At 64.2% G+C, this 14,674-nt stretch carries 14 protein-coding genes; 6 read left to right on the top strand and 8 right to left on the bottom strand.

The features are described from left to right. Positions 1–7: 7 nt before the first annotated feature. The 7 genes from CKO23_RS08500 to htpG all read right to left on the bottom strand — a co-directional run bounded on the left by CKO23_RS08500 (position 8) and on the right by htpG (position 6,352). Positions 8–307 carry a hypothetical protein gene (locus CKO23_RS08500; RefSeq protein WP_346014587.1) on the bottom strand — a complete coding sequence of 100 codons (300 nt, stop codon included), beginning with the start codon at positions 305–307 and terminating at the stop codon, positions 8–10. A gap of 20 nt (positions 308–327) precedes the next feature. Continuing rightward, positions 328–1,251 (bottom strand): 50S ribosomal protein L3 N(5)-glutamine methyltransferase, encoded by a 924-nt coding sequence (gene prmB, locus CKO23_RS08495; protein ID WP_200330012.1) that lies wholly within the window; start codon positions 1,249–1,251, stop codon positions 328–330. A 337-nt stretch (positions 1,252–1,588) separates the two neighbouring features. Then, positions 1,589–2,059 carry an Rrf2 family transcriptional regulator gene (locus CKO23_RS08490; RefSeq protein WP_242482302.1) on the bottom strand — a complete coding sequence of 157 codons (471 nt, stop codon included), beginning with the start codon at positions 2,057–2,059 and terminating at the stop codon, positions 1,589–1,591. A gap of 232 nt (positions 2,060–2,291) precedes the next feature. After that, the gene (locus tag CKO23_RS08485; protein ID WP_242482301.1) at positions 2,292–2,738 is read right to left on the bottom strand and encodes a DUF1249 domain-containing protein; all 447 of its coding nucleotides are present in this window, start codon (positions 2,736–2,738) and stop codon (positions 2,292–2,294) included. Positions 2,739–2,919: 181 nt separating this feature from the next. Continuing rightward, on the bottom strand, positions 2,920–3,291 hold the full coding sequence (gene trxA, locus CKO23_RS08480; RefSeq protein WP_200330008.1) for a thioredoxin: 372 nt from the start codon (positions 3,289–3,291) through the stop codon (positions 2,920–2,922). Positions 3,292–3,406: 115 nt separating this feature from the next. Then, positions 3,407–4,066 carry an adenylate kinase gene (gene adk / locus CKO23_RS08475; protein WP_200330006.1) on the bottom strand — a complete coding sequence of 220 codons (660 nt, stop codon included), beginning with the start codon at positions 4,064–4,066 and terminating at the stop codon, positions 3,407–3,409. Between the two features lie 366 nt (positions 4,067–4,432). Continuing rightward, on the bottom strand, positions 4,433–6,352 hold the full coding sequence (gene htpG / locus CKO23_RS08470) for a molecular chaperone HtpG (protein ID WP_200330005.1): 1,920 nt from the start codon (positions 6,350–6,352) through the stop codon (positions 4,433–4,435). Positions 6,353–6,630: 278 nt separating this feature from the next. Between htpG and CKO23_RS08465 the strand changes: the two genes are divergently transcribed. Further along, positions 6,631–8,265, top strand: a complete 1,635-nt coding sequence (locus CKO23_RS08465; protein WP_200330003.1) for an alpha-D-glucose phosphate-specific phosphoglucomutase — start codon at positions 6,631–6,633, stop codon at positions 8,263–8,265. A 50-nt stretch (positions 8,266–8,315) separates the two neighbouring features. On the opposite strand, the gene CKO23_RS08460 is transcribed toward CKO23_RS08465, so the two are convergent. Next, positions 8,316–8,750: a PilZ domain-containing protein gene (locus tag CKO23_RS08460; RefSeq protein WP_200330001.1), complete on the bottom strand. Its 435-nt coding sequence runs from the start codon at positions 8,748–8,750 to the stop codon at positions 8,316–8,318. Positions 8,751–8,941: 191 nt separating this feature from the next. On the opposite strand from CKO23_RS08460, the gene CKO23_RS08455 reads away from it, so the two are divergent. From CKO23_RS08455 to CKO23_RS08435, 5 genes are all read left to right on the top strand, one after another. Beyond that, the gene (locus tag CKO23_RS08455) at positions 8,942–10,645 is read left to right on the top strand and encodes a J domain-containing protein (RefSeq protein WP_200329999.1); all 1,704 of its coding nucleotides are present in this window, start codon (positions 8,942–8,944) and stop codon (positions 10,643–10,645) included. Between the two features lie 178 nt (positions 10,646–10,823). Continuing rightward, positions 10,824–11,003 (top strand): hypothetical protein, encoded by a 180-nt coding sequence (locus tag CKO23_RS08450; protein ID WP_200329997.1) that lies wholly within the window; start codon positions 10,824–10,826, stop codon positions 11,001–11,003. Between the two features lie 30 nt (positions 11,004–11,033). Then, positions 11,034–12,125, top strand: coding sequence for an NAD-binding protein (locus CKO23_RS08445; protein ID WP_200329996.1), 1,092 nt, complete (start codon positions 11,034–11,036; stop codon positions 12,123–12,125). A gap of 318 nt (positions 12,126–12,443) precedes the next feature. Continuing rightward, entirely contained in the window at positions 12,444–12,812 is a 369-nt protein-coding gene (locus CKO23_RS08440; RefSeq protein WP_200329994.1) for an STAS/SEC14 domain-containing protein, read from the top strand. A gap of 320 nt (positions 12,813–13,132) precedes the next feature. Further along, positions 13,133–14,668: a DUF2235 domain-containing protein gene (locus CKO23_RS08435; RefSeq protein ID WP_200329992.1), complete on the top strand. Its 1,536-nt coding sequence runs from the start codon at positions 13,133–13,135 to the stop codon at positions 14,666–14,668. Positions 14,669–14,674: the final 6 nt, after the last annotated feature.

The raw sequence follows: 14,674 nt of genomic DNA, 5'->3' as shown, positions 1-14,674 counted from the left end.
AGCCTGTTCAGGCATCATCCCCACTCACATCGAGCCCACGGCGATGGGTCTCGTTGATCTGTTTGAGCAGGGTATGGAATGGAATCTCTTCCGCATACTTGCCGGCCAAATCCATGAACGGCAGATCCTCCCGACCAAAGGCATCGCTGCCGTCCCGCATGGCGGCATGGACCGCCTTGACGCCTGCCTCGAGCGGATCGAGAAAGGCCGGGGCGCTCGCCATATCCTCGCTCGCGTATTCCAGGCAGTCCCTCAGATCGTCAACCTCGAAGACCGCCTGGCGCACCCATTCGACGTACTCATCCACGCTCTTCGCCCGCCTCGGGCTCATCGCTCCAAGACGGCCTCGATCATGGCTCGATGCTCGACGAGCTGTTCGCGCGTCAGCAGGAAAACGCCATCTCCACCGCGCTCGAACTCGATCCAGGTGAAGGGCATTTCGGGTAGACGCAACTCGAGGGCCTGGGCCGAGTTGCCCACCTCGACGATCAGAATGCCATCGTCGCTCAGGAGCTGATCCGCCTCGCCAAGGATTCGAAGCACGATATCCAGGCCGTCCTCGCCGCCGAAGAGACCGAGACTCGGCTCACGGTGATATTCCGTCGGCAGGTCTTCGAGTTCGGCGCGCGAGACATAGGGGGGGTTCGAGACGATCACATCGTAGCGATATCCGTCCAGCGACGAGAACAGATCGGACTCCAGGACCCGTACTCGATGCTCCAGCCCGTGACGCTCGACATTGCGACGGGCAACCCTGAGGGCCTCCGGCGAGATGTCGACCAGATCCACGTCCACGTCCGGGAGATACGCAGCCGCAGCGATGCCAATGCATCCGCTGCCGGTGCAGAGGTCCAGCACGCGTCCGATCCGGTCCGCGTCCATCCACGGAGTGAAGCTGGCCTCGACCAGCTCGGCAATCGGCGAGCGCGGTACCAGCACATGGGAGTCGACGAAGAATTCCAGGCCAGCGAACCAGGCGGCGCCCGTGAGGTAGGCGGCGGGAACCCGTTCGGTCAGACGCCGCTCGATGAGTTCAGCGACCACATCGCGCTCGGCTGGCGTGAGTCGGCAATCGTGAAAGGTGACGGGCAAGAACGGCCCGAGATGGAGCCCGCCCAGCACCAGCTGAGCGGCCTCGTCGATCGCGTTGTCCGTGCCATGCCCGAAAAAGAGCCCGGCCGCATTGAAGCGGCTCGCGCCCCAGCGCACGAAATCCCTGATCGTCACCAAACCATCGGGCTGCTCTGCCATAACGCGTCTTCAGCTCAATCCTCGTCGTCTCGGGTGCCGAGGACGCAGATTAGCCGACCTCCCCGAATGGAAGCGGCCAAGCATACCACCGCCGCGCCGATTTTTTCACCCGAACTCGGCACATGCCACAGCACCCGTTGCCGCAGGCCGTGACTTCAGACCGATCAACCAAGCAGGAGTCCGCATGCGCGCAGCTTTCGCTGTCGGTCGAATCCAGGACCGCGCCCATGGTTTCGGCACACCCAAGTGGGTGCGCCAGATCACGGCGGGGCACTGCACTCACCCACTGTGGCCCACCTTGGCCGCTCGATCGAAGAGCCCGATCGAGTGCGAGATCTCAGGCGGCGCGCCGACCTTTGTCATGCCCAATGTCGGCTTCAGGCAGCGCCAACCCGCCCGTTCCCGAACGACCGCGATCGACCAAGTCTTGAAGGGTGATATCGCTCAAGAAGCGAAAGATCTCGTCGCTCAGCTGATCCCAGAGGTGATGGGTCAGGCAGCGCTGGCCATCGCGGCAGTTCTCGCGCCCACCGCAGCGGGTGAACTCGACCCACTCATCCACCGCGCAAATGATGTTGGCGATCGAGATCTCCTCGGGCGATTTACCGAGATAGTAACCGCCTCCGGGTCCGCGCACGCCGCGCACGAGCTTCTTGGCGCGCAGCGCCGCGAATAGCTGCTCGAGATAGGACAGCGAGATACCCTGATTGACGGAGATATCCGCAAGCGTCACTGGCCCTTTGCCCGAACTCAGGGCGAGGTCGAGCATCGCAGTGACCGCATACCGGCCTTTGGTGGAAAGTCTCATGATTCTGGTGCCTGCTGCTTGTTGATCATTGATCGAGCGCTTCGGCGCTGCCGCCTCCCCGCCTCTCATCAACTAAATTAGTCAACAATCCCCCTATTTCAATACAGAGTTGAAATCTAGGGCAAAACACACAGAGCGCGCTCGCTGAGGCAGGGACCCATGAGACCGCTGGAAAACCGCGTTTTCGAGGCAGGCGCTGACGAAGGCCCAGGTGGAGCTTGATCGGCGTCCGTTAGGAGCGCGCGAGACAGGTCGGCAGCAGGGCGTCGGCTGCCGCGGACGACAGCATTGGCGAGCGCTGGCCGAACCCATGACCTTGGCGCAGACAGAACACGAGCCACTTCGAGAGAAAGAGATTGGCCTGCCACTTGTCGAGCAGGGCGGGATGCGCGTAGTCCTTGCTCAAGCGCAGGACGGATTGCCTGAGTTCCAGAACCTCGATTTGCTGCGCATCGTGATAGACGCGCAAGCGGGCGTCCGGATCCGGATGCGGCTCGGCACCAGCCGGCTCGCTAAAGAGGTGAGTAAGGCGCACCTGCGTGGTGTAGGGAGACTGCTCCTGAATCTCCAGATGCAGATCGATGACACCGCGCTGCCTGGAGATCAACTTGCCTGACAACTGCTTGAGGCCAGGCGCCAGGCACTGCATCAGGGTGTAATTCTCCTCGCACAAAGCCATCAGGGCGCCCACGTCGGGGCGCCCTGAGGCGAGGCTCGCAGCGGAGCACGGGGTGAACGAGCGCTGCATGAGGTTCAGGTAAAACGGCGCGGCATATCGGTGTTCCGCTGGATCTGGAGTCAACCGGGTGTCACCGACCCTGGCACGCGCCGGGCCGCCAACCTGGCAAGCGGCAAAGGGATCAGGCCTGCTGGCTGGCCTGCTCGGCGATCTGGCGTTTGACGTCCGCCATGTCCAACTCCTTGGCCTTGGCGAGCAGATCGCGGAAGGACCCTTCCGGCAAGGCGCCCGCCTGCGAGAAGATGATGATCTGCTCGCGGAAGATCATGAGCGTCGGAATCGAGCGGATCTGGAAGTGGGCGGCGATCTGCTGATGCTCTTCGGTATTCACCTTGGCGAAGACGATGTCGTCGAAATCCTGCGACACCTTGTCGTAAACGGGCGCGAAGGAGCGGCACGGACCGCACCAAGGCGCCCAGAAGTCTACGACAACGAAGTCATTGTCTTGAATAGCTTTTTCGAAGCCAGCAGTATCGAGTTCAACGACGGCCATGAGGATTCCCCGTAAATGGATTTACTCGGGATATTAACAGAAACACCCGCCCCCCGCGGCCCAACCCGTGCCGATGCGCGGTTTTCCGCCCGCCGGAGGGGACGTTGGCCGTGGATCAAACGGCAGCCAGCGCGCCTAGAATGCTGTCGCGAATGGCGTCGACGCCACCGACCCCCTCGATCTTGACGTATTTCGGCGCGCCCTCCCCGCCCTGCTCGGCCCAGGAGGAGTAGTAGCCGATGAGGGGCTCGGTCTGATCGTGGTAGACCCTCAGGCGCGCCTTGACGGTGTCCTCGCGATCGTCGTCGCGTTGGATCAAGGGCTCGCCCGTCTCGTCGTCCTTGCCCTCGACCTTCGGCCGATTGAAAACGACATGGTAGGTGCGTCCCGAGGCCAGGTGGACGCGCCGACCGGACATGCGCTTGATGATCTCCTCGTCCGGGACGTCGATCTCCACCACGGCATCGACTCCGACACCAGCCTCTTTCAGCGCGTCGGCCTGGGCGAGCGTGCGAGGGAAGCCGTCGAAGAGAAAACCATTCTTGCAATCGGCGTCTGTGATGCGCTCCTTAACCATGCCCATGATGATGTCGTCGGACACCAAGCCGCCCTCGTCCATGATCTTCTTCGCGGCCTTGCCAAGCTCCGTCCCCTGCTTGACGTGCGCGCGCAGCATGTCACCCGTCGAGATCTGAGGGATGCTGAAGTGTGCCTTGATGAAGCCGGCCTGGGTGCCTTTGCCCGCGCCGGGGCCACCGAGAAGGATGATGCGCATAGTCGTTTTTCCTCTTTGCTTTTATTCTCTGGCCGGGCAGTGTGCCACAGCCGCGTCTTGAGCAACCATCCGCCAGATCGAGGCGCTGGCCACTCGATGCCGCCTGGACGACCCGCTCTCAATCCAGCCCCAATGGTAAGCGTCTTTTGCGAGGGAACCGACGCCCGCGGGCCGGAGGGGATCATCAGCGATGATGGATGAGAGAAACGCGCGAGTCGACTGGTCGCAACAGTCACGCGACTGAACAGCCAGGCCGTGCGAAAGCGGCGATTCGCCGCCCGGAAACGAAAAAGGCCCAAGCGGCACCTGGCCGCCGTCAATCGGGCACCTCCCCTGTGCCATGGAAGCTCCAGTCCGGGTCGCGCCTCAGCCCCCCGCCATCATCATGTTGAGCATCAGCTTGTTCAGGCGTCCGACGAAGGCCGCCGGATCATCGAGCTGACCGCCCTCCGCAAGCTGCGCCTGATCGAAGACCACGAGACTGAGATCATTGAAACGATCGTCATTAGACTCGGATTCAAGCCGCTTGACCAGAAGGTGGTCGAGGTTCACCTCGAGGGTCGGCTTGGTCTCTGGCGCGCTCTGCCCGACGGCCTTGAGCACACGGGCCAGATTGGCACTCATGTCATCCTCACCGACGACCAGACAGGCTGGCGAGTCGACCAGGCGCGTGCTTGGACGCACGTCCGCGACCCGATCCCCAAGCGCGCTCTTCAGACGCTCGAGCAGCGAGCCGTGCTCGACCGCCGCCTTCTCCTTGGCCTCCTTCTCCTCCTTGTCGGCCAGCTCACCGAGGTCCAGATCGCCCTTGGCGACTGACTGGAGGGTCTTGCCCTTATATTCATTCAGGTGGCTGACCAACCACTCGTCGACCCGATCGGACAGCAGCAGAACCTCCACCTCCTTCTTCCGGAAGACTTCCAAATGAGGGCTGTGGCGCGCCGCCGCGGCGCTGTCCGCGGTGATGTAGTAGATCTTGTCCTGACCTTCCCTCATCCGCTCGATGTAGCCGTCGAGCGACTCGCGCTGCTTGGTACCCTCGCTGGTGGAGGTCGAGAAGCGCATCAGGCCGGCGATACGCTCCTTGTTGGCGAAGTCCTCGGCGGGGCCTTCCTTGAGGGCGCGGCCGAACTCGTCCCAGAACTCACCGTACTTCTCGGGCTCGTCCTTCGCCATGGTTTCGAGCAGGCCCAGGATGCGCTTGGTGTTGGCCTGGCGGATGGTGTCGATCTTGCGATTGTGCTGCAGGATCTCGCGCGAGACGTTCAACGGCAGGTCGTCGGAGTCGACGACTCCCTTCACGAAACGCAGGTAGTGCGGCATCAGCTTGTCGGCCTCGTCCATGATGAAGACGCGGCGAACGTAGAGTTTTACCCCATGCTTCTGATCACGGTCCCAGAGGTCCCAGGGGGCCTTCTTGGGGACATAGAGCAGCGTGGTGTATTCATTGGTGCCCTCCACCCGGTTGTGGGCGTAGGCGAGTGGCTGCTCGAAGTCGTGCGAGACGTGCTTGTAGAAGTCGTGATATTCCTCTTCGGTGATCTCCGACTTGTTGCGCATCCACAGCGCCGTGCCGCGGTTGACCTGCTCGAACTCCGGCGGCTCGTCCTTCTTCTGCTCGGCCTCCTCGCCGTAATATTCCTTCGCCATCTCGACCGGCAGGGCGATGTGATCGGAGAATTTGCCGATGATGGAGCGCAGACGCCAGCTGTCGAGAAACTCCTTCTCCTCCTCCTTCAGATGCAGCGTCACCGCCGTGCCGCGATCCAGCTTCTCGACCGTTTCGAGCGAGTAGCTGCCGCGGCCATCGGACTCCCAACGCACGCCGTGCTCGGCGCCCAGCCCGGCTCGGCGCGACCTCAGCGTGACTGTGTCGGCGACGATGAAGGCCGAATAGAAGCCGACGCCGAACTGGCCGATCAGCTTGCTGTCCTTCGCCTGGTCGCCGGACATGCTCTCGATGAAACGGCGGGTGCCTGAGCTGGCGATGCTACCGATGGTCTCCGTCACCTCTTGACGGCTGAGCCCGATGCCGTTGTCCGCGATGGTCAGGGTGCCAGCATCGCGATCGACGGTGACGCGGATCCGCAGCTCGCTGTCGCCCTCGTAGAGGCCGTCGTCGCTGAGGGCCTCGAAGCGGAGCTTCTCGGCCGCATCGGAGGCGTTCGAGACCAACTCGCGCAGAAAGATCTCCTTGTTCGAGTAAAGGGATCGGATCACCAGATCCAGCACCTGGCTGACTTCGGCCTTGAACTCCAGTGTTTCCTTATGCGCTTCGACTGTCATCTTGTGTCGTTACCTTGAATCATTCTTCAACGATGGGTTTGAGAACACGCGGGCGAGAAAGGGAAAACACCCGCAAAAACGAATCCGCTATTGTGGCACGCGCCGCCGGGGATACAATCTTTTGTTCAGGTGCCCCCTGTCGCCGCCCGATGGGGGCACCATTCCAGACACCTGGTGACGCGTGCTCATGCGCCCCTAAGGCGTGCGTTGCCGTCCCCCGCTGCCGCGCGCTGGCCCGCTCAGTGAAGGCAGATCGACCATAAGTCAAGGGTTTGAAGATGGAAACGCAGATCATCACTACGACGCCATTCGACGGGCAAAAGCCCGGCACCTCCGGCCTGCGCAAGAAGGTCAAGGTCTTCCAGCAACCGCATTATCTGGAGAACTTCGTCCAGGCGATCTTCGACACCCAGGCCGCGCTCAAGGGCGGCATCCTGGTCGTCGGCGGCGACGGGCGCTACTTCAACCGCGAAGCCATCCAAATCATCCTGCGCATGGCCGCCGCCAATGGGGTGCGCAAGATCCTGGTCGGCCGCGGCGGCATCTTCTCCACGCCGGCGGTCTCCTGCGTCATCCGCAAGTACAAGACCCAGGGCGGCATCGTGCTCTCCGCCAGCCACAACCCGGGCGGGCCGGACGAGGACTTCGGCATCAAGTTCAACGCCGCCAACGGTGGCCCCGCGCCCGAGTCGGTCACCGACGCCATCTACGCGCGCACCTGCACCATCGACCGCTACCTGACGCTGGACGCGCCGGTGATCGACCTCGACAAACTCGGCACCCTGCAGCTCGGCGAGACCGCGGTCGAGGTCATGGACCCCGTCAAGGACTACGCGGACCTGATGGAGTCCCTGTTCGACTTCAACGCCATCCACCAACTCTTCAACTCCGGCCACTTCAGCATGCGCTTCGACGCCATGCACGCAGTCACCGGCCCCTATGCCGTCGAAATCCTCGAAAACCGGCTGGGAGCCATGCCGGGCACCGTCATGAACGGCGAGGCGAAGGAAGACTTCGGCGGCGGCCACCCAGATCCCAACCTCGCCCACGCCAAGGAGTTGGTCGCCCTCACGCAGGGCGTGAACGGACTCGACTTCGGCGCCGCCTCGGACGGCGACGGCGACCGCAACATGATCCTCGGCAAGAACTTCTTCGTCACGCCGAGCGACAGCCTCGCCGTGCTGGCAGCCAACGCGCATCAGACACCCGGTTATGCCAGCGGCATCCGCGGTATCGCCCGCTCCATGCCGACCAGCCAGGCCGCCAACCGGGTCGCGGACTTCCTCGGCGTCGAGTGCTTCGAGACCCCGACCGGCTGGAAGTTTTTCGGCAACCTGCTGGACGCCGGCCGCATCACGCTGTGCGGCGAAGAGAGCTTCGGCACGGGCTCGGACCACGTCCGCGAGAAGGACGGGCTCTGGGCGGTGCTCTTCTGGCTCAACCTGCTTGCCGTGCGTCAGCAGTCGGTCGCCGAGATCGTGACAGACCATTGGCGGCGCTTCGGGCGCAATTTCTACACCCGCCATGACTACGAGGGCGTCGATCTGGCCGGCGCGGAGGGGCTCATGGACCACCTGCGGATCCTACTGTCCGAGCTGCCCGGCAAGACGCTAGGCGACCAGATCGTGAGCTATGCGGACGACTTCGCCTATACCGACCCCATCGATGGAAGTCGCTCCGAGCGCCAAGGCATCCGCATCGGCTTCGAGAGCGGCGCGCGCATCGTCTATCGCCTCTCGGGCACAGGCACGGCGGGGGCAACCCTGCGGGTCTATCTCGAATACTTCGAGCCCGACCCGGCTCGCCATCAGCAGGACACCCAGGCCGCCATGCAGCCGCTCGTTCTCATCGCGCGCGAGCTGGCACAGATCGAGACCCGCACGCAGCGGAGCGAGCCGGACGTCATCACCTGAGACACCGTGATCGCCGTGCCGCGCAGGCCACCCTGCGTGGCGCGGCCGCGTCAGCGGGGAAAACGGGCGGCGTACTTCTGGATCCACTCCAGTGCGGCCTCTTCGCTCGTCAAGCTGCGCCCCTCCTCCTTGAGCACGTCTTGCCGATACTGCTCGATGTGACAGACCTGCTCCACCATGCGGATGCTGTACTCGGCCTCGACACCGTTGAAGCGGACGCCGACTTCATAGGCCTGATCTGTATAGACCTGCTCCGATGACTGGCACCAGACCACGATCCCGTCCGCCTCGAAGACGGGCTCGGCGATGGGGATCTCGATGTGGATGTTGGTGCCGGGCGAAATCGGGATTCGGGACGTAAAGCAGAGACCGCCCGCACCGATGTTACGCAGGTAGTCGCTCTGGCTGGAAACCACCTCCCGCAGGCTGTAGCTGATGGGAACGTCCGATGGATGGCGCAGAAACTGACGCTTCGTTTCAGTCATGGTCCATGATGCGCTTGGGTCGTTGGGCGTCACTCAAGCATAGCGCAGTGCCGCTCGCAGCAAACGCGCGAGGATGCCGGAGCCGCTGACCCCGACAAGGCCTGTGGTCGCGCGCTCCACGCGCCAGCCTGAGAGGTCTATAGTGGAGCCCTCCGCCGACCACCTAGCCCGAGGCTCGGATCACCGACATCATGGGATTGCACTGGACGCAGCAGCTCGCCAAGTCCATATCGACAGGGCGCCCCTCGCGTGCCCTCGAGCGCCACCTGGACGCCCTCCTCCTCTGGCTGAGCAACCCAAACAACCCAAGGGCCGCGGAGCTGGACAGGGCCATGGGTCACCAGCCTCTGAGCAGAGCCGCCGCGACCGATCGCGCCTATCGGATGCTCGACGCGCTGCTCTTCGCCAGCGATGGCCAGGCGGGCGCAGCCACATTGGGGCTGCCAGAAGACGCGGATCTCACCACGGCCAAGCAGCGCTACCGCCGCCTGGTTCAGGTCTACCACCCGGATCATCATCCGGACCGCGCGGCCTGGGCGACCCAGCGGACCGACCAGCTCAACCGCGCCTTCGCCGCCTACCGGAAGGCTCCGAGCGCACGCAAGGCCCACGGCGGAGCCAGGAGCCCTGGGAGAAACGCTGGCCAACGCCGAGCGGACAGTCTCTGGACGCGCGCCCTGGAGACATGGCGCGTTGCGGGCGAGCAGCTTTGGCCGGCGAGCTGGGAGCGACTGCAGGCCTTTCTCGGCACGCTGACCACGGCCAACAAGCTGATCCTGGCCTCGACGGTGGCGATGCTGGGCCTGGTCATCCTGCTCAGCGCCGTCTCATTCGGGGACAAGCCCAAACCCGTCCCCAAGATCATTCATCATCGCTTGGACACACCGCTCGATACGGCATCCAACCGCCCGCCGCCCCGAGAGGCCAAGCCGCGCGCCGAGGAGCCCGCCCGAATCGCGGCGATTCATGAGTCGCCGCCCGACAAGGCCCTTGGATCCTCATCGCTCCGGGCGCTCACGCAGGAGCCGACAGCCCGACCGGCATCTGGGCTCGAGCCAGCCACGCCCGAGCTTTCCGAACTGGAGCCCGATAGCGATCGGCCTTCGGCGCTCGAGCAGGAGATCGCCTCGCCCGCCCCCGAGCCAGCCTCCCCCGAAGTAGAACCCGAGGCGCAGGCGCACATCGCTCGTTCAGCCGCCAGCACCGCGACGGAGCCAGGTCCACAGGGCGCACCGGAGCCGCCGTCACCGGCGTCGAGCACAAGATCCGACACCGCCTCCGCCGAGGATGCGCCGATCGCTGACCAAGCGCCTCTTTCGACTTCGGCATCGACATCGGCGCATCAGAACGCGCCCGCACCCGACCGCACACCGGACCTGGATCAGCCAGACCTCGATCAGCCGGACCGACCCAGACTTCGCATCCCAGCCGCCAATCCGCCGGCACCACCCGCGCCCCCGACCGCGCCCGAGCCACCCCTGCAGATCAGTCAGGCCGATATCGCCACCCCCTCCACCCCTGCCGTCGCCAGCATCCCAGGCGATTGCAGCACCGTCCCCGAGGTGCTGCGCCGTTTTCAGCAGAACTACCAGGCGGGCACACTGGACCAGTTCATGGCGCTCTACAGCCCGCTCGCGAAGGAAAACGACCTGGCCACCTGGTTTGCGATCCGCCAGACCTACGCCGACTGGTTCCGCAAGACCTCGGCACGCCGCATCCGTTTCGAGCAAGTCCGCATCGAGCCCAAGTCAGGTGGGGACCGCTGTGCGGCCATGGCGCTCTTTCAGGTGAGCTACCTGGATGAACAGTCCCTCCTCGCCACCAAATCAGGCATCATCCAGCTGCTGTTCGAACGCAACGGTTCCGACCTTCGGATACTCAGGGTCCGCTACTGAGGGGCCGCCCCCGGCTCATCCAGGACGAGGATCCGTCACCGGCGGACCGACAGAGCCAGGCCACAATCCAGCCTCATCGAGACGCTGCCGCACGCATGGCGATGATCGCACTCCCCCGCTATAAGGATCTCCGCGCAACGACGGGCGCCGCGCCGGCCCATCGAAGGGGACGCTTTCCTTGCGCTTGAAACTCGATCGACCTTCTCAGCGGCTGCTCGCCTTTCTGGCAGCCCTGCCCGCGGCGATGGCCATCGTCGGCGTGCTCTATATGCTCGGCATGCACTATCTGGAGCACAGCCCGCGCGGCTTCTGGCAAAGCCTGGAATGGGCGTCAGAGACACTGACCACGACCGGCTAAGGCCGAGACGCCAGCTGGGGTCATCCGCTGATGACCCTCTTCGTGATGATGGTCCAGATTTGCGGGCTCTTCCTCGTCTTCCTGATCTTCCCCATCTATGTGCTGCCCTATTTCAAGGAGCGTTTCGAGCCGCGGCTGCCGAACAAGCTCCCGAATATGCAGGAGCGCATCCTCTTTCACCGCTACGGACCCGCCGTGGAATCCGTCGTCGACCACCTTGCGCGCCAGCGCACGCCCTTCGTCATCCTGGAGCAAGACGCCGCCGTCGCTCGCCGGCTTGCCGATCGCGGCTTCCCAGTGGTCGTCGGCCAGCTCGACGAGGATCCCGGACTGCTCGAGGGGCTGATCGCCGCGCGCGCCCTCGTCACCAACGCGAACGACCACGTCAACGCGACCTTCATCATGATGGCGCGCGAGCAAGGCTTCACGGGACCCATCTACGCCATGGCCGAGAATCCATTGCACCGCCCGCCGATGCTGACGGTCGGCGCCACCGAGTTCGGCGCAGTCGGGCGCAAGATCGTGGAGATACTGAAGGATGCACGGGAGACCACCGTGGTGATCGACGAGCTCGACCAACCGGGAGTGGATGTGGTCGGCAACCTGCTGCAGCAATCGACACTGGAGCAGGCGCGGGTGCGCGAGGCTGGCACAGTCGTCTTGGCCCTGAGCGACGACAGCTCCGGCGTCTTCGGGACGGCCATCGTGCGCGACTATGCGCCACAGGTTCGGCTGATCGCGCGTGTCAACCGCGCTTCGAACGTCCCTCGGCTCTATCAGGTCGGTGCGGATTTCGCGCTCTCCGTCGGACAGGTCGCGGGCCAATTGCTCGCGCATCAGCGCCTCGGAGACGGATCCTTACGGATCGAGCAGCGGCTGCGCTGCGCGCGCATGCGCCCGGGCACCCTGGTCGGCGGCCACCCCTGGCGCAGCGGCGTGCGCGAGCAGACGGGGGCCTCGATCATCGCCCTCGAGCACAACGGACAGATGATGATCGAGTTCGATGAAACCCTGCGCATCGACCCGGCGGACCTGGTCTATGTCTGCGGCACCGCCAGCAGCATCGAGAGTTTCATGCGTGCGTTCCGGGCGGAGGTCTGGGAAGGACCACGGGGCGGGTAAGGAACGCCATTCCAAGACCGAGGATTTAGGCCGTCGAACAGGCTCCACTGCGCGGACTAAGCAACCGGCAAGACGTGAGTCTCAGGCGACCGCACTCCTAATCATACCGATCGCGGCCCTCAAGATGACACCACCGTCATGGAATGATTTGGCGGGGCCGAGGGTCCAATCCACTGAGCCTGCGGGACTGAGTCGAGTCGGCGACGAGAACGCTCTTTCATGCCAGCTCGGCTGCAGAGGCCTCAACACCGCGCATCCCGGCCAGACGCTGTACGACCGAGCCGGGTATCAGACGCTTGGATGCTAAGGAGAGACGCCATGATCGAACAACTTGAGATGGGTTCGCCCAAAATCCTCGGCTTCAAGATGACCGGCAAGCTCCACGACGAAGACTATCGAGGCTTCGTTCCCATCCTGGAGGAGTCCCTCGCGAAACAAGGAAACCTCAGCCTGCTGGCTGAATTCGCAGACTTTCATGGATGGGACCTGCACGCGGCCTGGGACGACTTCAAGCTGGGCATCGAGCACTATTCGGACTTCGAGCGGATCGCCCTGGTCGGCGACACGGCATGGGAGCGTTGGATGACCCCGTTCTGCAAACCCTTCACGCGCGCGACGGTGAAGTACTTCGACCGCGGCGAAGGTGAGCAGGCCCGCGCCTGGCTCGCAGAGACAGCGGCCAGCTGAGCGTCGCGCACACGCACATCCGTTCGACGCAGGCGCATCAGTCAAGGGAGTTCAGCGCGCCCGAGGATGAGGCCCATCCAGCGCGGGATGCGGCGTGCGCTGCCGAATAGGCGACCCGCCTTGTCCATCGCCGCCAAACCACTCCATCGCGTCATCCCCCGCCCGTTCCATCAAGAAAGGCGACCGCGCGCTACGCAACGCCGACACGCCACATATACTCAAGTGTGATTGGACAGCGCCAGACGAGACGGGCGACCTTCCGCCGTCTCCACCTTTACGGCCGCACCCACTGGGTTTGGACTCGATGAGGCAACCTGATCATGCGCAATCTCGTCCTTTGCTCCGATGGAACCTGGAACACCCCCGATCAGCTGGAAGCCGGGCTCCCCGCGCCGACCAACGTCGTCAAACTCTACAACCTCTGCATCGAGAGCGACGCACAGCGGAGGTACTACCACCCAGGCGTGGGTGCCGAGGGCTCGCTGATTCGCCGCCTGCTCGCTGGCGGCATTGGCACTGGACTCGACCAGAACATCAAGAGCGCCTACCACTGGCTCTGCAGCACCTACCGCCCCGAGGATCGCATCTATCTCTTTGGCTTCAGCCGCGGCGCCTACACGGTTCGTAGCCTGAGCGGCCTCATCCTGAGATGCGGCCTGCTCGATCTATCCGAGCTCACGCCCGCCCAAGGCTGGGCGCGGGTCGACGCGGCTTACCGTCTCGGCTACCGCCAGCGCCGCCCTCGAAGCGACTGGGGCGCCGCGTGGCCGGTGCATCTGAACACCCAGGGCGTCGCACCAGACATCCACTTCATCGGCGTCTGGGACACGGTCGGGGCGCGAGGCGTGCCGGACGATCTGGTCTTCCTGGATCTGCTTTTGGACCGCCGCCGCAACTGGGACTTCCACGACACCCGACTGAGCCCGCGCGTCCGTCATGCCTACCACGCCGTCGCGCTCGACGAGCCGCGGGCCAGCTTCGCGCCCACGCTCTGGACACTCGACGACCCACGCCCGCCGGACAGCACCTGCGCCCAGCGCTGGTTCCCGGGTTGCCACAGTGATGTCGGCGGCGGCTATCTGGAAAGCGGACTCGCGGATATCGCGTTGGAATGGATGGCGGAGCAGGCTGTCGCCCAGGGACTGCAGATCGACGAACGGCTCCTATCACAACTGCGCCCGGATCCCCGGGCCGGCTTGCACAACGTCCTGCAAGGCATCTGGCGATTCATGCGGACGCTGCCGCGCGCGGTCCCGCAGTGCGCGCTCGACAACGTCGACAAGAGCCTGCACCCAGCCGCCTGGCAACGCCACAGCGAGCCGCCAATCACCCAGTCGCCTTATCGTCCGAGTCTGACGCTTGACGCGGGTCAATCATGGACGGGCCGGATCTACGCGCAAGAGCGTTGGAACGAGACCGGCCTTTGGCTCGAGGAGACGGCCGGCTATGCATTCGAGGCCGAAGGCGAATGGCTCGACTGGTACAACCGCTCGGGACCCGAAGGCATGCCGAACGTCAGCTTCTGGCCGCGCGATTGGGCCTACCGGCTCGGCGACCTGCTCGGCCTCGGCGAAAAGCTCTACAAGTCCTTGCTGAAGAAGCCTCAAGCTGACTGGTGGGGTACCAAGCGCTTCGAGGAGGCTGCCTGGTTCGCCTTGGTGGGGATGGTCGCGAACCAGGCCGATGTCGATGGCGGAGGCTCGCCGCCCAGGGGTCAGTGCTTCGCCATCCACAACGCCCCACCCTTCAGGCCCACGTCCTCCGGCTACCTCTATTGCTACGCTAACGATGCCTGGCGCTTCTATGGCAACAATCGCGGCAGCCTCAGCTTGCGCGTGACGCGTCTACCCGACTGACGCGGT

Source organism: Thiocystis violacea (assembly GCF_016583565.1).
Classification (GTDB): Bacteria; Pseudomonadota; Gammaproteobacteria; order Chromatiales; family Chromatiaceae; genus Thiorhodococcus; species Thiorhodococcus violaceus_A.
Note: the sequence above shows the minus strand (reverse complement) of the source record. Positions and strands in the feature narration are given on the sequence as shown.

Bases quoted from the DNA above. Each gene is read 5' to 3' on its own strand.
- prmB (WP_200330012.1), bottom strand. From the start codon at position 1,251: ATGGCAGAGCAGCCCGATGGTTTGGTGACGATCAGGGATTTCGTGCGC.
- CKO23_RS08490 (WP_242482302.1), bottom strand. From the start codon at position 2,059: ATGAGACTTTCCACCAAAGGCCGGTATGCGGTCACTGCGATGCTCGAC.
- CKO23_RS08485 (WP_242482301.1), bottom strand. From the start codon at position 2,738: ATGGCTTTGTGCGAGGAGAATTACACCCTGATGCAGTGCCTGGCGCCT.
- trxA (WP_200330008.1), bottom strand. From the start codon at position 3,291: ATGGCCGTCGTTGAACTCGATACTGCTGGCTTCGAAAAAGCTATTCAA.
- adk (WP_200330006.1), bottom strand. From the start codon at position 4,066: ATGCGCATCATCCTTCTCGGTGGCCCCGGCGCGGGCAAAGGCACCCAG.
- htpG (WP_200330005.1), bottom strand. From the start codon at position 6,352: ATGACAGTCGAAGCGCATAAGGAAACACTGGAGTTCAAGGCCGAAGTC.
- CKO23_RS08465 (WP_200330003.1), top strand. From the start codon at position 6,631: ATGGAAACGCAGATCATCACTACGACGCCATTCGACGGGCAAAAGCCC.
- CKO23_RS08460 (WP_200330001.1), bottom strand. From the start codon at position 8,750: ATGACTGAAACGAAGCGTCAGTTTCTGCGCCATCCATCGGACGTTCCC.
- CKO23_RS08455 (WP_200329999.1), top strand. From the start codon at position 8,942: ATGGGATTGCACTGGACGCAGCAGCTCGCCAAGTCCATATCGACAGGG.
- CKO23_RS08445 (WP_200329996.1), top strand. From the start codon at position 11,034: ATGACCCTCTTCGTGATGATGGTCCAGATTTGCGGGCTCTTCCTCGTC.
- CKO23_RS08440 (WP_200329994.1), top strand. From the start codon at position 12,444: ATGATCGAACAACTTGAGATGGGTTCGCCCAAAATCCTCGGCTTCAAG.
- CKO23_RS08435 (WP_200329992.1), top strand. From the start codon at position 13,133: ATGCGCAATCTCGTCCTTTGCTCCGATGGAACCTGGAACACCCCCGAT.